The sequence below is a fragment of the Pseudomonas guariconensis genome, assembly GCF_900102675.1.
Lineage (GTDB): Bacteria > Pseudomonadota > Gammaproteobacteria > Pseudomonadales > Pseudomonadaceae > Aquipseudomonas > Aquipseudomonas guariconensis.
Window position 1 is genome coordinate 37,728 of record NZ_FMYX01000001.1, and the last position, 20,844, is coordinate 58,571.

Annotated in this window: 23 protein-coding genes; 7 read left to right on the top strand and 16 right to left on the bottom strand. The window is 63.4% G+C overall.

The genetic code is table 11. The annotated features are described in order from the left end of the window. Window positions 1-38 precede the first annotated feature (38 nt). The gene (locus BLS27_RS00170; protein WP_043212693.1) at window positions 39-332 is read left to right on the top strand and encodes a DUF1330 domain-containing protein; all 294 of its coding nucleotides are present in this window, start codon (window positions 39-41) and stop codon (window positions 330-332) included. A gap of 27 nt (window positions 333-359) precedes the next feature. Here BLS27_RS00170 and BLS27_RS00175 read toward each other — a convergent pair whose 3' ends face one another. Together BLS27_RS00175 and BLS27_RS00180 are read right to left on the bottom strand one after the other, a co-directional pair. Next, the gene (locus tag BLS27_RS00175; RefSeq protein WP_043212747.1) at window positions 360-1,712 is read right to left on the bottom strand and encodes an SPFH domain-containing protein; all 1,353 of its coding nucleotides are present in this window, start codon (window positions 1,710-1,712) and stop codon (window positions 360-362) included. Between the two features lie 153 nt (window positions 1,713-1,865). Next, window positions 1,866-3,278 carry a purine-cytosine permease family protein gene (locus BLS27_RS00180; RefSeq protein ID WP_043212695.1) on the bottom strand — a complete coding sequence of 471 codons (1,413 nt, stop codon included), beginning with the start codon at window positions 3,276-3,278 and terminating at the stop codon, window positions 1,866-1,868. Between the two features lie 239 nt (window positions 3,279-3,517). On the opposite strand from BLS27_RS00180, the gene parS reads away from it, so the two are divergent. Together parS and BLS27_RS00190 are read left to right on the top strand one after the other, a co-directional pair. Further along, window positions 3,518-4,021 carry a type II RES/Xre toxin-antitoxin system antitoxin gene (parS, locus tag BLS27_RS00185; protein WP_090342177.1) on the top strand — a complete coding sequence of 168 codons (504 nt, stop codon included), beginning with the start codon at window positions 3,518-3,520 and terminating at the stop codon, window positions 4,019-4,021. Then, the gene (locus BLS27_RS00190) at window positions 4,021-4,491 is read left to right on the top strand and encodes an RES family NAD+ phosphorylase (protein WP_043212697.1); all 471 of its coding nucleotides are present in this window, start codon (window positions 4,021-4,023) and stop codon (window positions 4,489-4,491) included. Before parS ends, BLS27_RS00190 begins: the two co-directional genes overlap by 1 nt. A 6-nt stretch (window positions 4,492-4,497) precedes the next feature. Here BLS27_RS00190 and BLS27_RS00195 read toward each other — a convergent pair whose 3' ends face one another. Next, window positions 4,498-4,950 carry an Lrp/AsnC family transcriptional regulator gene (locus tag BLS27_RS00195; RefSeq protein WP_090342181.1) on the bottom strand — a complete coding sequence of 151 codons (453 nt, stop codon included), beginning with the start codon at window positions 4,948-4,950 and terminating at the stop codon, window positions 4,498-4,500. A gap of 110 nt (window positions 4,951-5,060) precedes the next feature. Here BLS27_RS00195 and BLS27_RS00200 point away from each other — a divergent pair, with 110 nt between their 5' ends. After that, window positions 5,061-5,675 carry a LysE family translocator gene (locus tag BLS27_RS00200; protein ID WP_090342185.1) on the top strand — a complete coding sequence of 205 codons (615 nt, stop codon included), beginning with the start codon at window positions 5,061-5,063 and terminating at the stop codon, window positions 5,673-5,675. A 30-nt stretch (window positions 5,676-5,705) separates the two neighbouring features. Here the strand turns inward: BLS27_RS00200 and BLS27_RS00205 are convergent, their stop codons facing one another. The 9 genes from BLS27_RS00205 to BLS27_RS00245 form a co-directional block, all read right to left on the bottom strand. Continuing rightward, entirely contained in the window at window positions 5,706-6,269 is a 564-nt protein-coding gene (locus tag BLS27_RS00205; protein WP_090342188.1) for an NUDIX hydrolase, read from the bottom strand. A 2-nt stretch (window positions 6,270-6,271) separates the two neighbouring features. Then, complete coding sequence (locus tag BLS27_RS00210; protein ID WP_043212706.1) at window positions 6,272-7,024, bottom strand: GntR family transcriptional regulator; 753 nt, start codon at window positions 7,022-7,024, stop codon at window positions 6,272-6,274. Between the two features lie 90 nt (window positions 7,025-7,114). After that, window positions 7,115-7,504 carry a carboxymuconolactone decarboxylase family protein gene (locus tag BLS27_RS00215; protein ID WP_043212708.1) on the bottom strand — a complete coding sequence of 130 codons (390 nt, stop codon included), beginning with the start codon at window positions 7,502-7,504 and terminating at the stop codon, window positions 7,115-7,117. Window positions 7,505-7,626: 122 nt separating this feature from the next. Then, the gene (locus BLS27_RS00220) at window positions 7,627-8,112 is read right to left on the bottom strand and encodes a flavin reductase family protein (RefSeq protein WP_043212710.1); all 486 of its coding nucleotides are present in this window, start codon (window positions 8,110-8,112) and stop codon (window positions 7,627-7,629) included. A 15-nt stretch (window positions 8,113-8,127) separates the two neighbouring features. Beyond that, window positions 8,128-9,609 (bottom strand): aldehyde dehydrogenase, encoded by a 1,482-nt coding sequence (locus tag BLS27_RS00225; RefSeq protein WP_043212712.1) that lies wholly within the window; start codon window positions 9,607-9,609, stop codon window positions 8,128-8,130. After that, window positions 9,606-10,439: an alpha/beta fold hydrolase gene (locus tag BLS27_RS00230; RefSeq protein WP_043212713.1), complete on the bottom strand. Its 834-nt coding sequence runs from the start codon at window positions 10,437-10,439 to the stop codon at window positions 9,606-9,608. Before BLS27_RS00230 ends, BLS27_RS00225 begins: the two co-directional genes overlap by 4 nt. Window positions 10,440-10,510: 71 nt before the next feature. After that, window positions 10,511-11,107 (bottom strand): amino acid synthesis family protein, encoded by a 597-nt coding sequence (locus BLS27_RS00235; protein WP_043212716.1) that lies wholly within the window; start codon window positions 11,105-11,107, stop codon window positions 10,511-10,513. Window positions 11,108-11,280: 173 nt separating this feature from the next. Next, window positions 11,281-12,324 carry an LLM class flavin-dependent oxidoreductase gene (locus tag BLS27_RS00240; protein WP_043212718.1) on the bottom strand — a complete coding sequence of 348 codons (1,044 nt, stop codon included), beginning with the start codon at window positions 12,322-12,324 and terminating at the stop codon, window positions 11,281-11,283. Between the two features lie 93 nt (window positions 12,325-12,417). Then, window positions 12,418-12,903: a flavin reductase family protein gene (locus tag BLS27_RS00245; protein ID WP_090342192.1), complete on the bottom strand. Its 486-nt coding sequence runs from the start codon at window positions 12,901-12,903 to the stop codon at window positions 12,418-12,420. 317 nt (window positions 12,904-13,220) lie between these two features. Here BLS27_RS00245 and BLS27_RS00250 point away from each other — a divergent pair, with 317 nt between their 5' ends. Next, on the top strand, window positions 13,221-14,627 hold the full coding sequence (locus BLS27_RS00250; protein WP_043212722.1) for a purine-cytosine permease family protein: 1,407 nt from the start codon (window positions 13,221-13,223) through the stop codon (window positions 14,625-14,627). A gap of 68 nt (window positions 14,628-14,695) precedes the next feature. On the opposite strand, the gene BLS27_RS00255 is transcribed toward BLS27_RS00250, so the two are convergent. Next, window positions 14,696-16,339: a methyl-accepting chemotaxis protein gene (locus BLS27_RS00255; protein WP_425262088.1), complete on the bottom strand. Its 1,644-nt coding sequence runs from the start codon at window positions 16,337-16,339 to the stop codon at window positions 14,696-14,698. Window positions 16,340-16,540: 201 nt separating this feature from the next. Further along, window positions 16,541-17,743, bottom strand: a complete 1,203-nt coding sequence (locus BLS27_RS00260) for an NAD(P)/FAD-dependent oxidoreductase (RefSeq protein ID WP_090342198.1) — start codon at window positions 17,741-17,743, stop codon at window positions 16,541-16,543. A 269-nt stretch (window positions 17,744-18,012) separates the two neighbouring features. Here BLS27_RS00260 and BLS27_RS00265 point away from each other — a divergent pair, with 269 nt between their 5' ends. Both BLS27_RS00265 and tam read left to right on the top strand, forming a co-directional pair. Then, a complete protein-coding gene (locus BLS27_RS00265) occupies window positions 18,013-18,555 on the top strand; it encodes an RrF2 family transcriptional regulator (RefSeq protein WP_043212729.1) in 543 nt (180 codons plus the stop codon). Window positions 18,556-18,590: 35 nt separating this feature from the next. After that, the gene (tam, locus tag BLS27_RS00270; RefSeq protein WP_043212731.1) at window positions 18,591-19,367 is read left to right on the top strand and encodes a trans-aconitate 2-methyltransferase; all 777 of its coding nucleotides are present in this window, start codon (window positions 18,591-18,593) and stop codon (window positions 19,365-19,367) included. Here tam and BLS27_RS00275 read toward each other — a convergent pair. Further along, window positions 19,357-19,728 (bottom strand): DUF2784 domain-containing protein, encoded by a 372-nt coding sequence (locus BLS27_RS00275; protein WP_043212733.1) that lies wholly within the window; start codon window positions 19,726-19,728, stop codon window positions 19,357-19,359. The genes tam and BLS27_RS00275 overlap by 11 nt on opposite strands. 126 nt (window positions 19,729-19,854) lie before the next feature. Continuing rightward, complete coding sequence (locus tag BLS27_RS00280) at window positions 19,855-20,724, bottom strand: LysR substrate-binding domain-containing protein (RefSeq protein WP_043212735.1); 870 nt, start codon at window positions 20,722-20,724, stop codon at window positions 19,855-19,857. Window positions 20,725-20,844: the final 120 nt, after the last annotated feature.

Below are 20,844 nucleotides of genomic sequence, written 5' to 3' on the forward strand. Positions count from 1 at the left end.
CCATCATACACAAATAACCGTTCACAGGAGAGCGATGGATGAAGGCCTACTGGATTGCCCACGTGAATGTCACCGACCCTGAGCAGTACCAGCACTACACCCAGCGCGCCCCCGCGGCCTTCGCCGCGTTCGGCGGGCGCCTGCTGGCCCGTGGCGGGCGCAGCGAGGCGATGGAAGGACGGCCCACGCCACAGCGTAGCGTGGTGATCGAGTTCGATTCATACGAACAAGCGGTGGCGTGCTACCGGTCCGAGGCATACCAGGAGGCTTGCCGGCATCGGCAGGGAGTGGCGACGGCCGAGGTGATCATCGTCGAGGGCATTGCGCCCTGAAACTACAAGGCGCAATGAGTGCAGGGCTCAGGGCGTCTTGAGATCGATTGCGAGGTCCTTGGCTGCCTTGGTGGCCAGTACACTCATGAGCTTGTTCATTTCATCCTGGCGACCGATGCCCGCTTCCGTGCCGCCCATCATCACATTGGGCACCGGGGCTCTGGCGGCGGCATCGGCCCAGGCCTTGTTGATCTGCACCAGCGCATCGAGCTTGTTCTGCAAGGCACCGTCAGCCTTCAGGGACGCCTCACGGGCGTAGGCTTCGGCGTCGGCGGTGATCTTGGTGGCCTCGGCATTGACCCGGGCCTTGTCGCGCAGCAGTTCGGCTGTCTGTTTGTCGATCTCGGCACGCCGCTTTTCTCGCTCGGCGTTGATCAGTGTGAGCTGTTTTTCCGTCTCGGCCTCGGTCGTGCGTTCGATCTGCTGGCGCAGGCTTTCCTGACGCTTGGCCTCGACATCCTTGGCTCCCCGGGCGGACACCAGCTCCTTTTCTTCCTCTTCCTTGAGGCGGTTCTGCCGGGCCACCGCCAGTTCCGCCAAGGCCTGTTGCACCCGGACCATCCGTTGCTGGTACTGAGGGTTGGGGTCGATGTGGGTGACCCGCGCATCGACGACTTCTACGCCATACAGGCGAAATTGCTGCTGCTTGCGTAGCTCCTGGCCGTGCTTGTCGAGTTTCTTCTCGATGATGAAGCGGGTGGCGGTGTTGTCGCCGAAGCTGCCCTGGTCGGTACCGGCCTGCAGGATGGCGGTCTGTGCCGGCAAGGCGTCGCGCTTGATACGCACTTCCTTGCGGCTGGTGAGGTACAGGCCATTGCGCAACTGGTTTTCGAATTCGGCGCCGAAGTGGCTGCGGTTACCCGCGTAGTAATCGTCTGCGCTCATCAACGAGGCTGTGGCCTGGAGGGTTTCCTTGACCGCGGGCAGCAAGGCGCGTTGCAGGAAGTTGTCTGGCGTTCGGTATTCCTGGGCGATCTTGAGGAAGGCCTCGCCCGATGGCAGGCGAAACTGCGTGCTGAACTCGGCCTTTGCATCGACGTTGCCCAGGAACACGATGGGCAGGTTTGGCAGGACGATCGAAGGCTGCCCGCTACGCCTGTCCTCCTGGATGTCCGCTTGCAGTGCGGACTGGACCCCGATGGTGCGGCGCCAGACCGTGCTGCGTCCGAACCACTTGGTGGCGTAGCCCACGTCCTCGACCACTTTCTCTTCGCCGAAGATCGTGCGCACATGGGTCATCTGACCCGCTTCGTTGTAGAAAAACACGCTATTGAACAGCACAGCCAGGCCGCCAAGGGCGAGTACCGGGAGGGTGACGGTGGTGACGAGCTTGCGGTTGATGCGAGGGGCGATGAATTTGACCAATGGAAGTTTTTGCATGGGGAACTCCTTGTCCGAGGAGCGGGCATGCTGGCGATCGGTTGCGTTGGTCACCATCAGGTGAATCAAGCGTCGCTGTAGGGGTTGTCGCAAATCAAGAAGAACAGAAGACCCGCCATGGCGGGTCTTCTGGGGTCAGGTGTCGTTGAGTGCTCAGACGCCAGCGGCGAGTTTGGCGCTCATTTGCCGGCGGCGGTAGGCGCTGTCGCGGGTCGCCAGCCACCAGTACAGTGGCGAGGTGACCAGCAGGCCCACCAGCCACGACAGGTCGGCGCCATCGATGTGGGCGGATACCGGGCCTACGTACAGCGGGGTGTTCATGAATGGGATCTGCACTGCGATACCCACCGCGTAGGCGATCAATGCCTGGGGGTTGTAGCGCCCGTAGATGCCCCCGTCGACCTTGAAGATCGACTGGATGTCATAGTCGCCTTTGTGAATGACGTAGAAATCGATCAGGTTGATCGCCGTCCAGGGCACCAACACCACCAACAGCACCAGGACCATGTCGACGAAGTGGCCGATGAAGTCCGCCGAGGCGAATACCGCCACCACGCAGCATGCCGCCAGCACGACCAGCGACAGTACCGCGCGGCTCTTGGCGGTGGGGATCCAGCGATAGGCGAAGGTCTGTACCAAGGTGATGATCGACAGTACCGCGCCATACAGGTTAAGGGCGTTGTGGCTGATCACGCTGAGCAGGAACAGCACCAGCATCAGTGGGCCGATGGCGCCGGTGGCGAGCTTGACGGCATCCATGGTGTCCATGCCCGCCGGGATCGCCAGTACCGCCACCGCACCGAACACGAACGACAGGCTCGAGCCCAAGGCCGAGCCCAGGTAGGTGGTCCAGAAGGTCGAGGACACCTTCACGTCGGCCGGTAGGTAGCGCGAGTAGTCCGACACATACGGGGCGAAGGCGATCTGCCACAGCGCTGCCAGCGACACGGTGGCCAGCCAGCCGGAGATGTTGAAGCTGCCGCGGGTCAGGAAGTCATCGCTTTGCACGTGGCTGAAGATGTAGCCAAAGCCCACCACGATGCCGATGCCCAGCACCCAGGTGCCGATGCGGTTTAGCACATGGATGAAGCGATAGCCGATGATGCCGATGATGCCCGAACCCAGCGCGCCGATGACGATGCCCACCGGGACCGGCACGGTATCGACCACGCCATGCAGCGACTTGCCGGCCAGCACGATGTTGGAGGCGAAGAAACCGATGTACATGACCCCGGCGATCACCACCACCAACAGTGCGCCGAGCGAGCCGAACTGGGCGCGGCTCTGGATCATCTGCGGGATGCCCATCTGTGGGCCCTGGGCCGAGTGCAGCGCCATCAACACGCCGCCGACCAAATGGCCGACCAGGATGGCGACGATGCCCCACACCAGGTTGAGGTGGAACAACTGCACGCCCAAGGCGCCGGTGACAATCGGCAGGGGGGCGATGTTGCCCCCGAACCAGAGGGTGAACAGATCCCTTACCTTTCCATGGCGGTCTTGCGGGGGCACGTATCCGATCGTGTGTTTTTCTATGAGAGGGGCCGATGTAGCTGCACGGGTCATGACGGACTCCAAGGCAGGGAGGGGCGCAGGAATGTGCCCGGGTGCGGGCCGGCAAAGGGCGACGCGTTCTTGTAAGCGCGATCATGAGGGGTGGGAGCGGATCGATAAATTAGTAAATATGTGCCTACAAACGTTAAAAAAACTAAGGCTGACAAACGGTTAGCAAACGGCCGATGCAAGGGCCGGGCAGGGGGTGTATCCTTCATTTGACGTTTGGGACTCATCAAATGAGGCTTTCCATGATCGAGACCACCAAAAAGCCCACGCCACGCCGCGCGCGTTACGCCACCATCGAAGGCGGACGCAAGGCCACGTCAGGCAGCGAAACCGCCGGGGTGTTCTGGGGCTATACACAGACTCATGACCAACGCACCGAAGCACAGCGCCTGGCGCAGATCCGCGACGGCTTGTCCGCCAAGCTCTACCTGGAGGTCAAGCGCTTGTTCGGCTTGCCCGAAAAACAAGTGGCCGAACTGTTCAATGCCTCGATCTCGACCCTTGAACGCCGTGTGCGGGACAACCAGCCACTCGATGCCGTGGCATCCGAGCGTCTGGACCGGATCGCCGAGATCACCCACCAGGCCGTGGCGGTGTTCGAGAGTGAGGAACAGGCTGTGGCCTGGATGTCCCGACCCAACGATGCCCTTGGCGTCATGACGCCGGTGATGCTGTGCCAGACCGAGATCGGTGCACGGCAAGTGCGTCGGGTGCTGGCGGCCCTGGAGTGGGGCGGCGTCGTCTGATGCTGGCCTGGCGTGTGGCCAAGGCCTCCCGGGCCGATGACCTGAGCGGCAAGGGAGCGGCCTTGGTTGGTGGCCGTTGGAACCAGGTCGATGTCCCTGCGCTGTACATGGGGCTATCACCGGCGATCTGCACCTTGGAGACGTTCGTGCATGCCGCCGGGCGTCCGCAGTTTCCCTTGAAGATCACCTGCTTCGAACTGCCTGACGACCCCGCCCTGTACCTGGCGCCCGGGCCGCAGGACCTGCCGCCCGGCTGGGATGCGCTGCCCGCCGACAGCCCCAGCATGGCGTATGGCACGCGCTGGCTCCAGGCCCGCAGCCATTTGGGTCTGGTCGTGCCCTCGGTGGTGTTGCAGCTTGAACGCAACCTGGTGGTCAACCCCCTGCACCCGGCCGCGGCGCACATCCGGGTGCGCGAGGTGCTCGATTTCGTCTATGACGAGCGGATGTTCAAGGTACGCGAATTCTGAGGAGGCCTACATGGGCAATTGCCGATCCTGCAGCACTTCCTTCATGACCAAGGTGGAGCTCAGCCGCTGCACATTGGGGATGCTGGTGAGCTGTTCGTCGTACAGCTTCTGAAACGCCGGCAGATCGCGAGTGACCACATGCAGCAGGTAGTCCGGGTCGCCGAACAGACGCTGGGCTTCGACGATCTGTGGGATCGCTGCCACCGCAGCCTCGAAATCCGCTACCGGTTGGCGGGTGACCTCGCGCAGGGTGACGAACACCAGTGCGGCGAAGTTCAGGCCCAGCGCGCTGGGCGCCAGGCGTGCGTGATAGCCCAGGATAGCGCCGGATTCTTCCAAGGCTTTGAGACGACGGTGGCAGGGCGAGAGGCTCAGGCCTACACGATCGGCCAGTTCGGTCACCGAGAGGCGACCGTCTTTTTGTAGCTCGGCAAGAATCTTTCGATCTGTTCTGTCCACGAGGGAGAACCTTCCATTTTTTTGAGCGATGGCGGGAATATACGAAAGAAAATCCCCCGTTGAAATCCGTACTCTTTTTTCACCCAATCGAGTGTGAAGGAAGATTCAACGTGGCAATCAGTGTGTTGACGGCGTTCTGGGCTGTGTCGATGTTGTTCGTGATCACCCCTGGCGCGGACTGGGCCTATGCCATCTCGGCGGGCATGCGCGGACGCTGGGTGATGCCAGCGGTGGCAGGGATGCTGTCGGGGCATTTTGCGGCGACCTTGATCGTTGCGGCGGGGGTGGGCAGCTTGATCGCCGGGCATCCGCTGGCGCTGTCGTTGCTGACGTTGGCCGGTTGCATCTACCTGCTGTGGTTGGGCGCCAACTTGTTGCTGAGTCCGTCGGTGCCACAGGCGGGCGCATCGCACAGCCAGGAGAGCGGATCGCGCTGGGCACTGAAAGGGTTTTGCGTGAGCGGACTGAACCCCAAGGTGTTCTTGCTGTTCGTTGCGCTGTTGCCGCAATTCACCGACCCGGCATCGAGCTGGCCGGTGTGGATGCAGATATTGCTGCTGGGCCTGGTGCACTTGGCCAGTTCGCTGGTGGTGTACCTGATGGTGGGTTACGGGGCCAAGGCCGTGCTGCGCACTCGGCCGGCGGCGGCCAAGGTCGTGGGGCGAGTGTCGGGGCTGGTGATGATCCTGATTGCGCTGGGGCTGATTGCAGGGCAGATGCGCTGAAGCTGCCGGCTGTGACGCGGGGCGCGTCGATCAGCGGATGAAATGCACCTTGCCGGTATCGTCGTTGCCCATGTAGATGCCATAGACCCCCGCCTGGCGTTCGAGGATATAGCGCTCGAGAATCTGCCGGATGGCGGGGTAGTAGATCTCGTCCCAGGGGATCTGGTCGGGCTCGAAGAAGCGGTAGGCGAGGGTCTCGGGGCCGTGCTGGCCGGTCTCTTCCGTGGCGATGGCGCGGAAGATGATGTACACCTCGCTGATCTTGGGCACGCTGAAGATCGAATAGGGCGAGACGATCTCGCCGCGCACGCCGCTTTCTTCCCAGACCTCGCGCAGGGCCGCCTGTTCGGTGGTTTCGCCGGCCTCCATGAAGCCTGCCGGCAAGGTCCAGGTGCCGGGGCGTGGCGGGATCGCGCGCTGGCACAACAGGTACTTGCCGTCACGCTCGATGATGCATCCAGCGATGATCTTGGGGTTGATGTAGTGGACGTAGCCGCACCCGGTGCAATGCAGGCGCTCGTGGGTGTCGCCGCTGGGAACGCCCCGGGCAAGCGCAGTGGTGCAGTGCGGGCAGTAGCGCGGGGCGGTGGGCATGATCAGCGGCCTATGCGAGGATCTTTGAGGGCCAGGGGTTCGACGATGTCACGGACCTTGGCGTTGTCGTCCTGCTTCTGGCGCAGGTAATCCAGAGCCACCTTGGCGGCGGCGCGCACATGGTCGACCGAGGCCTGGTGGGCGAGCTGGGGATTGCCGGTCTTGATCGCCTCGACGATCTTTTCCATTTCCCGGTTGCTGGCGCCGCGACGGTTCTGCTGGGACACCGAGGTGGCGCGCAGGTAGCTGATGCGTGCCTGCAACTGGCGCAACTGCTGGGCGGCGACTTGGTTGCCGGAGCCTTCCAGGAGCACGTCGTAGAAGCCTTGCACCGATTCGAGCACCTGTTGCAGCTCGCCTTCTTCGAGGGCTTCGCGGTTGACCTCCAGGGCGCGCTCCAGGGCGCGGATGTCCTTGGCCTTGGCATTGAGGGTGAACAGCTGGACGATCAGGCCTTCGAGCACGCAGCGCAGTTCATAGATGTCGCGGGCGTCTTCGAGCGTGATGATCGCCACCCGTGGGCCCTTGGCATCGGCGAATTCCACCAGGCCTTCGGATTCCAGGTGGCGCAGGGCTTCACGCACCGAGGTGCGGCTGACACCGAGGCGGTCGCACAGGTCGCGCTCGACCAGGCGATCGCCGGGCAGCAGGTGGAAGTTCATGATCGCCCCGCGCAGTTTGTCGAGTACGATTTCGCGCAGGGTAACGGGGTTGCGGTTGACCTTGAAGCTGTCGTCGAGAGGCTGGCGTTTCATCGATTGCGCTCTGAATGAGGCTGCCTGGCCACAACTTGAGAGCACCACGAACCTGGGGCGCTCTCCTTGCGTGGTTCGAACAGCCCGCTGTTAACGGGTTGACTCCGCATCGGCCTCGGCGAACGCTTCGCGGGCCAGGCGGAAGCTGTCCACCGCCGCGGGCACGCCGCAATAAATGCCGACCTGGAGCAGGATCTCGCGTATCTGTTCACGGCTCAGGCCATTTCGCAAGGCGCCGCGAATGTGCAGCTTGAGCTCGTGGGGCCGGTTGAGCGCGGAAATCATGGCCAAGTTTATCATGCTGCGCTCTTTGAGCGACAAGCCGTCGCGGCCCCAGACGTGGCCCCAGCAATACTCGGTGACCAGCTCCTGCAAGGGCTTGCTGAAGTCGTCGGCGTTCTGGATCGAGCGGTTGACATAGTCCTCGCCCAGCACTTGGGTGCGGATCTTCAGGCCTTTCTCGTACTTCTCGTTGCTCATTGCCGTGCTCCTGCATGAAAAAAGGGGCCGCAACCGAAGGTGAGGGGGAGGATGCGCGGCCCCCGGAAACAGGGAACGGCGTTGGTTTATTCGCGGGTAGACCAACGCCGTCCGTTCAGGTCTCAACCCAGCGGCGGCAGCGCGCCGAGCTTGCCCTTGTGATAGACCATCGGCGTGACCGGTTCGGGCGGCAGCACCAGGTTCTTCACCTGGCCAACGATGATCGCGTGGTCACCGCCGTCGTACTCGCGCCACAGTTCACATTCGATGATTGCCGTGGCCTTGGCCAGCAGAGGGTTGCCCAGCTCGCTCAGGTGCCACTCGATGCCGTTGGCCTTGTCCTTGCCCTTGCCGGCGAAGGCATAGGCCTCGGCGGTCTGGTCGGCGGACAGCAAGTGAATGGCGAATTGCTTGCTGTCACGCAGGATCGGGTAGGTGTCGGAGGCGTAGTTGGGGCAGAACAGCACCAGCGCCGGGTCGATCGACAGCGCGCTGAACGCGCTGGCGGTGATGCCGACGATGCCGCCTTCGGCGTCCAGGGTGGTGACCACCGTGACGCCGGACGGGAAGGAGCCCATCACGTCTTTGTAGATGCCAGGTTCGATCATCTTGGTGCTACCTCGTTAACGCATCACGAACGGGTCGGGCATGGGCGCGGTGGAGAGGTTGATCCACACCGTCTTCAGCTCGGTATAGGCGAGCACCGAGTCGATGCCGCTCTCGCGGCCGTAGCCGCTGTTCTTGAAGCCACCAATCGGCGCCATGGCCGAGACCGCGCGGTAGGTGTTGACCCAGATGATCCCCGAGCGCACGTCGCGCGCCAGGCGGTGGGCGCGGCCCAGGTCGCGGGTCCAGATACCGGCGGCGAGGCCGAACTGTGAGTCGTTGGCGATCGCCAGGGCCTGTTCTTCGGTCTTGAAGCGGATCACCGCCGCCACGGGACCGAAGACTTCTTCCTGCATGATCTTCATCGAGTTGCTGTCGCACTCGAACAGGGTCGGCTCGTAGAACCAGCCGTCACCCTCGACCTCGGCGCGCTTGCCGCCCAGGTGCAGCTTGGCACCCTCGGCCTTGGCCGCGGCGACCAGGCCTTCGACCACAGCCAATTGCTGGGCGGTGGCCATCGGGCCCATTTCGCTGGCGTCGTCCTGCGGGTTGCCGATACGAATGCGCTTGGCGCGCTCGACCAGGCGCGAGACGAATTCATCGAAGATTTCGTCCTGCACCAGCAGGCGCGAACCTGCCACGCAGCTCTGGCCGGAGGCGGCATAGATGCCGGCCACCGCGCCGTTGATCGCACTGTCCAGGTCGGCGTCGGCGAAGATGATGTTCGGCGACTTGCCGCCCAGCTCCAGAGACAACTTGGCGAAGTTCTCGGCGCTGCTGCGCACTACATGGCGGGCGGTGGCGGCGCCGCCGGTAAAGGCGATCTTGCGCACCAGCGGATGGCGGGTGAGCGCTGCGCCGGTGCTCGGGCCGAAACCGGTCACCACGTTGACCACGCCTGCCGGGAAGCCGGCTTCATGGGCCAGGCGGGCCAGCTCCAGGATGGTCGCCGAGGCGTGCTCGGAAGGCTTGAGCACGATGGTGTTGCCGGCCGCCAGGGCAGGGGCGAGCTTGATGGCGGTCAGGTACAGCGGGCTGTTCCAGGGAATGATCCCAGCCACTACGCCGATCGGCTCGTGCACGGTGTAGGCGAACAGGTCAGGCTTGTCCAGCGGCAGGGTGCCGCCTTCGAGCTTGTCGGCAAGCCCTGCGGTGTAGTGGAAGAACTCCGGCAGGTAGCCGACCTGTCCGCGGGTCTCGCGGATCAGCTTGCCGTTGTCGCGGCTTTCCAGCTGGGCCAGGTGCTCTTTGTTCTCGGCGATCAGATCGCCCAGCCGGCGCAGCAGTTTGCCCCGCGCGGTCGCGGTCAGGCCGCGCCATGCGGCGCTTTCGAAGGCGCGCTGGGCGGCCTGCACGGCCAGCTCCACATCGGCTTCATCGGCGTCCGGCAGTTGCGCCCAGGCCTTGGCGGTGGCCGGGTCGAGGCTGTCGAAGGTCTTGCCGCTCTGTGCATCGCACCATTGGCCGTCGATGCACATCTGGAAACGTACGAGGGTCATGCAACAATCCCCTTGGCGGATTCGTTGAGGGTGCGGGCGTGCGCCAGGAAGTCCAGCAGCATCTTGTTGACCTCCCGTGGCGCTTCGACCGGCATCATGTGGCGTTGCTCGGCCAGCACCACGCTGCGGGCACCGGGGATACGCGCTGCCAGCTGGCGGGTCATCTCCGGGGTCGAGCCCAGGTCGTGCTCGCCGGTGGCGATCAGGGCCGGTACCTGGATGCTGCCCAGGTCATCGGCGCGATACATGTCTTGGGTGGCGAACAATTTATAGGTGGTCAGATAGCCCTGCGGGTCGTTACCGGCCAGGGTCTGACGAATGGCCGCGACCTGGGCCGGATTGGCGGCCTGGTATTCGCGGCTGAACCAACGCGCCAGCGCCGCTTCGGCATTGGCGTCGGGGCCGTGTTCGGCGGCCTGGGCGGCGCGGGCGATGACGCCGGCGCTCTGCTCGGGGCTGCGGTTGAACACGCTGTTGAGCACCACCAGCGCCGTCAGGCGTGCAGGGTAGTGCAGGGCGAAGGCGCGGGCGACCAGGCCACCCATGGAGAAACCGATGACCGTGGCCTGCGGGATCTGCAGGTGGTCGAGCAGTTCGGCCAGTTGCGCGGCATAGCCGGCAAGGCCGGTGTCGGCGTCGGGGCGCGGGCTCTGGCCGTGGCCGAGCATGTCGTAGGCGATGACGCGGTAGTCACCGGCCAAGCCCACGAACTGTCCGCCCCACATTTCCTTGTTCAGGCCTACGCCGTGGATCAGCACCACGGGGTGGCCCTGGCCGAGGCTCAGGTAGCTGGTCCCGGCGGGTGTACGTTCAGCAACAGGCTGAATCATGGAGGGCGCTCCTTGAAGGTCGGGCGTGGCGGCAGTGCTTGCACGCAACGCCCCGGCCCGTCTGGTTGTTGTTATTGAGCGTTGGCCTTCTCGGCGGCCAGTTCTTCCAGGTCGATGTAGCGATTGCCGATGCGCGGGTGCAGCCGGCCCCCGTCGGCCGCGCCCAGGACCACGACGATCTCGTCGGCACGCGGGGCGTCTTCGATCTGCATTTCCAGGGTGATGTAGTGCGAGCGCAGACCTTCATCGTCCTTCTGCATCATCGGGATCTGGATCGAGGTGCCTGGGCCGCCGCGCTTGTTGGTGAAGCTCAGGTAGCTCTTGGCCTGCACGGCTTCGCGGTAATGGTTGCCAAAGCGCAGGGTATGGATGACGGCGGAGGCGTGCTCGATCTCACCGTCGGCACCGACCACGGCAGCTTTGCCGTAGGCCTCGATCTTGTCGGCACCGCCGATCGCTGCGCACAGGCGCTCGACCATCAGAGCGCCCAGCTCGGAGCAGTTGGCGCGGATCTCGGGCTTGAGGTCTTCGACGAAACCGCGACCGGCCCACGGGTTCTTGATCACCACGGCCAGGCCGACCATGGTCACCGGCTTGTCGGTGGCCTTGCCGCCTTCGATGCGGGTCTCTTCGGAGTAGGTGACGATCTTGCGGATTTCGAAACTCATGGATGGCTCCTGGTGAGGGTTATCAGCTCTTGCTGTCTGATGGTATACCATAATATTGGTTGTGCAAGAGGGCGGTAGAATTTCTCTTCAGAATCGAGCGGCAAGCGGGAAGCTCCGAGCTCCAAGCCGCGCGCGCTGCTGTTTCTTGCAGCTCGCCGCTCGCCGCCGGGGAATCAGGCGAACGCCGGGACCACTTCCTTGATGAACAACTCGAGCGACTTCTTCTTCTCGGCATGGGGCAAGCTGTTGTCGCACCAGAAGCTGAACTCATCGACGCCCAGCTCCTGGTAGTACTTGATGCGCGCGATGATTTGCTCAGGTGTGCCGATCATGGTGTTCTTGCGGATGTTCTCCAGCTCGAACGCCGGCACTTCGGCAAACTTCGATTCAGGGCTTGGCTCCAGGAAGCCGTTGACCGGAGTGGTCTTGTTGCCGAACCAGGCATCGAAGGTGCGGTAGAAGCGTGAGATGGCCTGGGCACCGATCTTCCAGCCCTCAGGGTCAGATGGGCTGTGCACATGGGTGTGGCGCAGCACCATCAGTTGTGGGCGTGGTACGTCGGGGTTGTTGTCCAGGGCGGTCTGGAACTTGTTCTTCAGGTCCAGCACTTCTTCGTCACCCTTCATTAGCGGGGTGACCATGACGTTGCAGCCGTTCTTCACCGCGAAGTTGTGCGAATCCGGGTCGCGGGCGGCGATCCACATTGGCGGTTGGCCCTTCTGGACCGGCTTGGGCACGCTGGTGGAGGTGGGGAACTTATAGACCTCGCCGTCGTGGGCGTAGTCGCCTGCCCACAGCTTGCGCACGGCCGGGACCATCTCGCGCAGGGCTTTGCCGCCGTCGGTGGCGGGCATGCCGCCGGCCATGCGGTCGAATTCGAATTGATAGGCGCCGCGAGCCAGGCCCACTTCCATGCGGCCATTGCTGATCACATCGAGCAACGCGCATTCGCCCGCCACGCGGATGGGGTTCCAGAACGGCGCGATGATGGTGCCGGCACCCAGGCGAATGGTCTCGGTGCGTGCGGCCAGGTAGGCCAGCAGCGGCATCGGGCTTGGCGAGATGGTGTATTCCATGGCGTGGTGTTCGCCGATCCACACGGTGCTGAAACCGCCGCGCTCGGCCATCAGGGTCAGTTCGGTGAGGTCTTCGAACAGCTGGCGGTGGCTGACCTGTTCATCCCAACGTTCCATGTGCACGAACAACGAAAATTTCATGGGGCTTTCCTCGAAGCTTGGAAGTGTCGCCTGTCGGGGCAGGCGTCAGGTGTCTCGACGCATGCCTGGGCATCCGTCATATAAAGGGTGACTTCAGGCGAAGGCTGGCAGGCTGGCCATCTTGCCGCGGCAGTAGACCATCGGCCGTGGCGCCTTTTCAGGGACGATGAGGTTATGCACCTTGCCGACCATGATCGCGTGGTCGCCACCTTCGTATTCACGCCACAGCTCGCACTCGATGATCGCCGTGGCATTGGCCAGCAGCGGATTGCCCAGCTCGCTCAGGCGCCACTCGATTCCGGCGGCCTTGTCCTTGCCTTTCTTGGCGAAGGCATAGGCTTCGGCCTGCTGCTCGCCGGAGAGCAGGTGAATGGCAAAGCGCTTCTGCTTGATCAGTACGGGGTAGGAATCGGAGCTGTAGTTGGGGCAGAACAGCACCAGCGGCGGGTCCATGGACAGGGACGAAAAAGCGCTGGCGGTAAGGCCGACGATCGAGCCGTCGTCGTCCAGGGTGGTGATGACCGTGACGCCGGACGGGAAGGAGCCCAGGACGTTCTTGTAGACGGTTGCGTCGATCATGGCGTGTTCCTCGAGGTAGGGCAGCGGTGGTCCGCATTTTTATCGTTGATGTGTCTGATGGTATACCGTAATACCTGGATTGCAAGTGGAATTTTCACCTGTCGCACGCATGCGATGAACGGTACAGGCCCCGTATTCATTGGCGTTGCTGGGAAACTAAGTGCATTGGGGTGGGGCGCAATACGGAGCAGATGCGCCGAAAAAGCGCAGCGCAGTGTTGTCAAAAGCTTGGAATACCATAATATGGTGCGCAGCTGAGAGGCCGCCTTGAGCGGTTTCCTACAAAGATAAAAAACGACCCTTTCGAGCTGAAAACCATGTCCCAATCGTCGTCGCAGCACCAGTTTGTCGAAAACCATACGGTCGATTACGTCCCACCTGCCGAACGCCATGGGAAGGCGCGCGACCTGTTCACCCTCTGGTTCAGCACCAACATTGCGCCGTTGCCCATCGTCACCGGTGCCATGGTCGTCCAGGTATTTCACTTGAACTTGCTGTGGGGCCTGTTCGCCATCGTGCTGGGTCATCTGTTGGGCGGTGTGGTCATCGCCTTGGCGTCTGCGCAGGGACCGCAGCTAGGCATTCCGCAGATGGTCCAGAGCCGGGGCCAATTCGGCCGCTACGGCGCGTTGCTGATCGTGTTTTTCACAGCGTTGATCTACGTCGGTTTCTTCATTTCCAATATCGTGCTGGCAGGCAAGTCGATCCACGGCATCGCCCCGAGCGTGCCGATGCCCACCGCGATTGTGATTGGCGCCTTGAGTGCCACAGCCATCGGTGTGATTGGCTACCGCTTCATCCACACCCTCAACCGCATCGGTACCTGGGTCATGGGCTCGGCGTTGCTGGCGGGCTTCGTCATGATGTTCAGCCAGGCGCTGCCGGTGGACTTCTTCAGTCGCGGGGCCTTCAACCTTTCAGGTTTCGTGGCCACGGTATCGCTGGGGGTGATCTGGCAGATCAGTTTCTCGCCCTACACCTCCGACTACTCACGCTACCTGCCGCGTGAAGTGGGCATCGCCCGGCCCTTCTGGGCGACCTACTTCGGCGCCACCGTGGGCACCATCCTGTGCTTTAGCTTCGGTGTCGTGGCGGTGCTGTGCGTGCCTGAAGGCACCGACGCCATGGCTGCGGTGGAACAAGCCACCGGCTGGCTGGGCCCGGTGCTGATGGTGCTGTTCCTGTGCAACATCATTAGCCACAACGCACTCAACCTGTATGGCGCGGTGCTGTCGATCGTCACTGCCATCCAGACTTTCGCCGCCCAATGGACGCCCAGCGTCAAGGTGCGGGTGGTGCTGGCTTCGGTGATCCTGCTGGCATGCGGGATGGTCGCGCTCAACGCCTCGGCGGACTTCATCGGTCAGTTCATCGGCCTGATTCTGGCGCTGCTGCTGGTGCTGGTGCCCTGGGCGTCGATCAACCTGATCGATTTCTACCTGATCAAGAAAGGTGAATACGACATCGCATCGATCTTTTGCGCCGACGGCGGCATCTACGGGCGCTTCAACCATCATGCGATCGTCGCCTATGCCTGCGGCATCCTGGTCCAGTTGCCGTTCGCCAATACGTCCCTGTATGTCGGGCCGTACTCGAACCTGGTGGAAGGGGCGGACCTGTCATGGCTGTTCGGCCTGCTGGTGACCTGCCCGCTGTACTACTGCCTGGCGACTCGGGGCAAGTCTTTGGGCAAGGTAGGCCGGGCTGTGAGCGCCAGTGACTGAACAAGCAGCGCGATGGGCTGCCATAAAGCCCATCGCGCGAGGCGGTCTGCGTGAGAACAGCCCTAGGCTCAGACCTTGAACTGCGCCACCATCGCGTTCAGGTCTACGGCCAGGCGGGACAGGTCCTGCGCCGCCGCGCTGGTCTGGTTGGCGCATGCTGAGGTTTGCATGGCCAGGTCGCGGATGTTGACCAGGTTGCGATCCACCTCGCGGGCCACCTGGGCCTGCTGCTCCGAAGCGCTGGCGATCACCAGGTTGCGCTGGTTGATCGACGTGATGGCCTCGGCGATCACCTCCAGGGCCTGGCCTGCCGACTGAGCCACTTCCAGCGTGCCGTTGGCACGATCCTGACTGGTATGCATGGCGGTGACCGCACGCTCGGTGCCGGACTGAATACCACTGATCATCTGCTCGATTTCCGCTGTGGACTGCTGGGTGCGGTGGGCCAGGGCTCGCACTTCATCGGCGACCACGGCAAACCCACGTCCGGCCTCGCCGGCCCGGGCCGCTTCGATGGCCGCGTTGAGCGCCAGCAGGTTGGTTTGCCCGGCGATCGCGCCGATCACGTCCAGCACGCGGCTGATCTCGTTGGCATTGCTGGCCAGTTGCTCGATTTCCCCTGAGGTGTCGGTGACATCGCTGACCAGATACTGGATCGACGCCAGGGCTTGGTTGACCTGGTCGCGGCCCTCGCGGGTGGTTTGATCGGCGCCTTTGGACGCGTCAGCGGTGCTGACGGCGTTGTTCGCGACTTCTTCGACCGCGGCGGTCATCTGGTTGACCGCGGTGGCGGCCTGGTCGATTTCCGCGCTCTGCTGGTGCAGGCCGCGGCTGGTGTCCTCGGTGACGGTATGCAGCTCCTCGGAGGCCGAGGCCAATTGGTCGGAGGAGGCGGCGATCTTGCGCAAGGTATCGCGCAGGCTCTGTTGCATGCGGCTCAGGGCGCGCAGCAGCAGGGCGGGCTCGTCACGTCCGAGCACCGGGATATCCTGGGTCAAGTCGCCGGTGGCCACGCGCTCGGCCACGGCCACGGCATCGGCCAGGGGAAGGACGATACTGCGGGTGAGCAGGGTGGCGATGGCGATCAGCGCTACAAGTATCATCACCAAGGCAACGACGATCAGCGAGAAGGCCTCTTCGAACACCGCGCTGCTACGTTGGGATGCTTGCTCGGCGCCTTTGGCGTTGTACTCGATGAGCGCTGCGAGGGCTTTCATCATGCTGTCGGCGTATTCGGCCAAGGGGCCATTGATCAGCCGGCGGGCCTCGTCGAGCTGTTCGGCGGCAACCGCATCACGGATGGATTTCTGCAGGCCGTGGTACCGCTCGCTCATCTGCAGGAAAGTGTTGAACAGGGCGCGGTCGTCATCGGCGATGATGGTGCGCTCATAGTCGTCCAGATTACCTTGCAGCGTCTGGTTGATCTCGGTGATTTTCTCCAGGGTGGCCTTGCGGGCCGAGGGCTGCTCTTCCAGGGCGCTGCGCAGGGTTAGGGCGCGTGCCCGGCCCAGGGCGCTGCTGACATCGCCCAAGGAAATGACCGCCGGCATCCAGGTGACGCGAATCTCATCGGTGGCGCGGTCCATTTGCCGGGTCTCGTAGAGCGAGACCAGTCCCATGACCAGCACCAGAACGCCCAACAGGACGAACATGCAGGCAGCCCGTAGGCCGATTTTCAGGTTGCGTAACTGCATAGAAATGCTCCATCGCATGTGGCAGCGACCCAGCGCTGGACAGCAGGGGAGATCAGGCGCTCGATACACTGCGGATTGGGTTAAGTCCTTACCATTTCTATTGTTTTTGGCGATGATGCCACAGTGCCATCACTGTTGAACAGTTGGTCAAAAAAAGGCAAAAAAAAGAGGCCGCATCGCGGCCTCTTTGACACAGGGGTGTCCCGTCCTGAATAAGGTTTACACGACAGGGATCAGCGGATCGGCCGCCGCCAGGGCTACGGCTCGATCCGCCGCCGGTGGGTAGATCCACACTGTATTGATCTGGCGTTTGAGGTCCTTGCCCTCCTGGCCTTTGTACTTGAGTGTGCGTTCCCAGCCCTCGCTGAACGTCGCGCCCCAACCGCCGAGGTCGAGGCAGGTCACGTACACCGGCTGGCGGTACACCACCGGCGCCACACCCAGCAGGTCGGCGGCCGCATTGTTACCGCAGTGGCGACCCATGGGGATGGCGTGCTGGCAGGTCATCAGAGCGTGATTGCCCGACTCGTCCACCGCCGCCCAGGCCACATCGCCAGTGGCGTAGATGTGTTCCTGGCCGATCACCTTGAGGTGGTCATCCACTCGCAGGCGGCCAAAGCCGTCACGTTCGCCGGGGACCTGAGCCGTCAGCGGGCTGGCCTTGACGCCCACGGTCCAGATCACGGTCTTGCTGGCGATGTACTCGCCGTCGTCCAAGGTCACGCCGCCCGCATCGACTGCCACCACCGAGCGCCCTGTCAGCCATTGCACTCCCGCCTGTTCACAAGCTTCGACGATCGAAGGCGTGATACCTGCACCCAGCGCCGCGCCAATGCTGGGGCCACGATCGACCACCACTACCCGCACGGGGGCGTCTTCGCCGAGGATGGTACGCAGGCGCGTCGGCATTTCAGTCGCGGTCTCGATGCCGGTGAAACCACCACCGCAGACCACCACGGTATCGCGGGCCGGGGAGGCCGGCTGCTTGGTCAGGCCAACCAGGTGCTGCTCCAGGCGCATGGCCGATTCCATCTGATCGACATCGAAGGTGTGCTCGGCCAGGCCCGGGACCGGTGGGCGGGCCACCTGGCTTCCGGCGGCGAGCACCAGGCGGTCGTAACCGATTTGCCGCGGCTGGCCGTCGGCGTCGGTGTAGCCGACGGTGCGACCTTCCACATCGATGGTCTGGGCGTGCCCCTTGATGAAGGTGACTCCTACGGTCTCGAACAGGGCGCCCAGCGGCGCCTTCATGCTGTGCACGTCGCTTTCGTAGAAGCGCGGGCGGATGCGCAGTTCGGCCTGGGGAGCCAGCACACTGATGCTGACATCGCCGCGCTGGGCCTGGTCGAGCAGGCGGGCGGCGCTCAAAGCGCTCCAGACACCGGCAAAGCCGGCACCGATGATCAGGATATGTGGGTTCATGAAGGTGCTCCAACAAGGTTCGCAAGGGGAAGTGAACGAGCCTTCGGCGAGGGTCTGCACTGTCGCCGAGTAACTACGACTTTATTGGTCGTAGTTTAAAACGGCAAGGTTTTTTTGCGCACGGCGCTGCGAGTGCGTTCTGCCGTTTGGCTAGGACCTTCGGTTTAAAGGGGCTGCAAGGCTCATGGGCAAGACGGACGGCATCGCGAAATTTTGCTCGCCGATTCACATAGGCGTACTATTTGCGACAATATTGGTCGGAGATTGACATGTCCCTTTACAGTGCCGGGGTCGAATACGGCATCCATTGCCTGCTGTTTCTGGTGGATGAGCGTGGTGAAAGCCGCGAGTCCAGCGTCCGTGACCTGGCCGAGTTGCAAGGCGTGCCCCAGGAGTACCTGGCCAAGGTATTCACCAAACTCGCCCGTGCAGGGCTTGTGGCCGCTACAGAAGGCGTGCGTGGCGGTTTTCGACTGGCGCGGCCGTCCGATGAGATCACCGTGCTGGATATCGTCCACGCCATCGATGGACCGAAGAAGATTTTCGATTGCCGCGAGATCCGCGAGCGCTGCGTCCTGTTCGAGGGCGCGCCGCCGGGCTGGGCCACCGAGGGTGTCTGCGCGATCCATGCGGTGATGATGGGAGCGCAGAAGCGCATGGAGGAAGCCCTGGCCCAGCAGACCATCCTCGATCTGGCCCGGCGTTTCGGGCGCAAGGCGCCGGCGCAGTTCGGTCAGCAAATCAATGACTGGATGAGCGAGCGACGCGAAGGCAAGGGCAGTGCCGGTGACATCCCGCTGACCGAAGTCTAGGCTCTTGGCATTGAGCCTTTTGCAGGAGCCCCGTCATGGCCTGGTCCGCTACGCAGTATTCCCTGTTCGAAGATGAGCGCACCCGCGCCGTGCGTGACCTGCTCGCCGCGGTGCCCCCCCGGCCGGTACGCCATGCCACCGACTTGGGCTGCGGACCGGGCAATTCCACCGAAGTGCTGCGCGGCCAGCACCCCGATGCGATGGTGGTAGCGTTGGACAGTGACCCGGACATGATCGACAAGGCACGCCAGCGTCGTCGCCTGTGCGTGCCGCAGGTACGCTGTGAAGTCGGCGATATCGCCAGCTGGTCGGCCGCCGAGCCGCAAGACCTGATTCTCGCCAATGCCTCGCTGCAATGGGTGCCCGACCATGGCACCCTTTATCCGCACCTGATTCGCCAGCTCACCGAGGGCGGTACTCTGGCGGTGCAGACCCCCGACAACCTGGACGAGCCTGCCCATCGCCAGTTGCGTGAGATCGCCAGCCAAGGCCCCTGGGCCGACCTGTTCGCCGACTTCTCACTGCCGCCCCGGCACAACGCGGCGTTCTACTACGACTTGCTCAGCCCGCTGTGCAGCCGCGTGGATGTGTGGCGCACCACCTACCACCACCCGCTCGTGGGCGGGGCAGAGGCTGTGGTCGAGTGGTTCAAAGGGTCGGCCTTGCGTCCCTACTTGGCGCGCCTGGACGCGCAGCAGCAGGTAGATTTTTTGCAGTTGTACTTGCAAGCGATGCAGCGCGACTACCCGCCCTCGACCGATGGCAAGGTGCTGTTGGCGTTTCCACGGTTGTTCGTGGTCGCTACCCGCTAGATCGGCGCCAGCGCCGGATCACGTAGCTGTACACGACGAGGTTCTGCAACAGCACGAACAACCCCAACAGCGTCTGGATCTGGGGCGTCAATCCAGCGGGGTAGATCAGCGGCCAGATGTAGTGCTCGACGAAGCCACCCTGGTAGCCGGCCCCACCGGCCGCGGCGCGCATGCGGTTCTCCCAGCCGGTCAACGGGCAGGCCAGGTGCAGGCCCTCCACCGCCAGCCCCCAGGCCAGGGCGGGTAGGTGAATGAACAGGGCCGCGCGCCATTTGACGACCAGCAGGCCGCCGAACAGCACCAGCAGGATGAACGCCAGGTGCACCAGAACCAAGGCGTCGGCGGCAAGGCGATACAGCATGCGGTGAATCCCTGCGCAACAACGGTGCCTTGAGCATATGCCATTGCCGTTGCCGCCGGCTAAACGTCTGCTATTGCCTGTCCCGACCTGTTCGCAGGCTTACCTGGGAACAGGCCAACGCGATTGTCAGTGTTCTTCCTGCACCATCTGCAGGAAAGTCGCCACCACCCGGCGAGTGCGCTGCTCGCTCAGGCAGACCAGCGTCTCGGTCAGGTGCCGTTGGCAATCAAGGATCGGTAAGGCGCATACCCGTGCATCGGCACCGAATTCGGCCGCTGAGACCACGCCCACGCCGATCCCCACCACCACCGCCTCGCGGGCCGCCTCACGGCCCTCCACCTGGATCGCCGAGCGTATGCGCAGGCCGGCGCGCTGCATTTCTTCTTCGAGGGTCTGGCGGGTCACCGAGCCGGGCTCACGCAGCACCAGTGGCGTGTCGTCCAGGTCGGCCAGGTGGATCGCGCCGCGGCTGGCCCAAGGGTGGTTGTGGGAGACGAACGCGACCATCGGGTCGCGGCGCATGGGCACGCAGAACAACCGCTCGTCATCCACATCGCGGCCGAGCAGGGCAAGGTCGGCCTGGTAGCTGAACAGCCGTGCCAGAGACTCGTCGGTGTTGCCCGTTTCGATCTTCACCTGGATGCCCGGGTAGCGCTGGCAGAACCGGGCGATCTGCGGCAGCACGTGTACCGGGGCATCCACGGCCAGTACCAGGCTGCCGGTGTGCAGGGCGCGGGAATCCTGCAGCAGTTCCACCGCCTCGGTCTCGCAGGCAAACAGGCGCTGGGTGATGCCCAGCAGACGCTCGCCCAGGTCGGTCAGTTGGACCGAGCGCTTGTTGCGGTGAAACAGCAACACGCCATAACGCTCCTCCAGTTTGCGGACCTGATCGGAGACCGCCGGCTGGGTCAGAAAGAGTTTTTCGGCGGCGCGGGTAAAGCTGCCGTGCTGGGCGACAGCGTGAAAGGCCTTCAGTTGAGCGTGGGAGACCGACATGACGTACTCCGTTACAAGCTGAGCTTATGTGTGAAATACGATAAATCGATTTTATTTATCAGTCACCAACTGGTTCCATGTCCGACAGTCCGACGGTGCTTTGCAAGCAATCACCGGGGG

What these genes read in the sequence shown, in the direction of transcription:
- BLS27_RS00180 (WP_043212695.1), bottom strand. Translation starts at nt 3,278, where the DNA reads ATGACCCGTGCAGCTACATCGGCCCCTCTCATAGAAAAACACACGATC.
- BLS27_RS00215 (WP_043212708.1), bottom strand. Translation starts at nt 7,504, where the DNA reads ATGAGCAACGAGAAGTACGAGAAAGGCCTGAAGATCCGCACCCAAGTG.
- BLS27_RS00205 (WP_090342188.1), bottom strand. Translation starts at nt 6,269, where the DNA reads ATGCCCACCGCCCCGCGCTACTGCCCGCACTGCACCACTGCGCTTGCC.
- BLS27_RS00235 (WP_043212716.1), bottom strand. Translation starts at nt 11,107, where the DNA reads ATGAGTTTCGAAATCCGCAAGATCGTCACCTACTCCGAAGAGACCCGC.
- BLS27_RS00170 (WP_043212693.1), top strand. Translation starts at nt 39, where the DNA reads ATGAAGGCCTACTGGATTGCCCACGTGAATGTCACCGACCCTGAGCAG.
- BLS27_RS00230 (WP_043212713.1), bottom strand. Translation starts at nt 10,439, where the DNA reads ATGATTCAGCCTGTTGCTGAACGTACACCCGCCGGGACCAGCTACCTG.
- BLS27_RS00240 (WP_043212718.1), bottom strand. Translation starts at nt 12,324, where the DNA reads ATGAAATTTTCGTTGTTCGTGCACATGGAACGTTGGGATGAACAGGTC.
- BLS27_RS00255 (WP_425262088.1), bottom strand. Translation starts at nt 16,339, where the DNA reads ATGCGATGGAGCATTTCTATGCAGTTACGCAACCTGAAAATCGGCCTA.
- BLS27_RS00260 (WP_090342198.1), bottom strand. Translation starts at nt 17,743, where the DNA reads ATGAACCCACATATCCTGATCATCGGTGCCGGCTTTGCCGGTGTCTGG.
- BLS27_RS00265 (WP_043212729.1), top strand. Translation starts at nt 18,013, where the DNA reads ATGTCCCTTTACAGTGCCGGGGTCGAATACGGCATCCATTGCCTGCTG.
- BLS27_RS00280 (WP_043212735.1), bottom strand. Translation starts at nt 20,724, where the DNA reads ATGTCGGTCTCCCACGCTCAACTGAAGGCCTTTCACGCTGTCGCCCAG.
- parS (WP_090342177.1), top strand. Translation starts at nt 3,518, where the DNA reads ATGATCGAGACCACCAAAAAGCCCACGCCACGCCGCGCGCGTTACGCC.
- BLS27_RS00190 (WP_043212697.1), top strand. Translation starts at nt 4,021, where the DNA reads ATGCTGGCCTGGCGTGTGGCCAAGGCCTCCCGGGCCGATGACCTGAGC.
- BLS27_RS00250 (WP_043212722.1), top strand. Translation starts at nt 13,221, where the DNA reads ATGTCCCAATCGTCGTCGCAGCACCAGTTTGTCGAAAACCATACGGTC.
- BLS27_RS00210 (WP_043212706.1), bottom strand. Translation starts at nt 7,024, where the DNA reads ATGAAACGCCAGCCTCTCGACGACAGCTTCAAGGTCAACCGCAACCCC.
- BLS27_RS00245 (WP_090342192.1), bottom strand. Translation starts at nt 12,903, where the DNA reads ATGATCGACGCAACCGTCTACAAGAACGTCCTGGGCTCCTTCCCGTCC.
- BLS27_RS00175 (WP_043212747.1), bottom strand. Translation starts at nt 1,712, where the DNA reads ATGCAAAAACTTCCATTGGTCAAATTCATCGCCCCTCGCATCAACCGC.
- tam (WP_043212731.1), top strand. Translation starts at nt 18,591, where the DNA reads ATGGCCTGGTCCGCTACGCAGTATTCCCTGTTCGAAGATGAGCGCACC.
- BLS27_RS00220 (WP_043212710.1), bottom strand. Translation starts at nt 8,112, where the DNA reads ATGATCGAACCTGGCATCTACAAAGACGTGATGGGCTCCTTCCCGTCC.
- BLS27_RS00225 (WP_043212712.1), bottom strand. Translation starts at nt 9,609, where the DNA reads ATGACCCTCGTACGTTTCCAGATGTGCATCGACGGCCAATGGTGCGAT.
- BLS27_RS00275 (WP_043212733.1), bottom strand. Translation starts at nt 19,728, where the DNA reads ATGCTGTATCGCCTTGCCGCCGACGCCTTGGTTCTGGTGCACCTGGCG.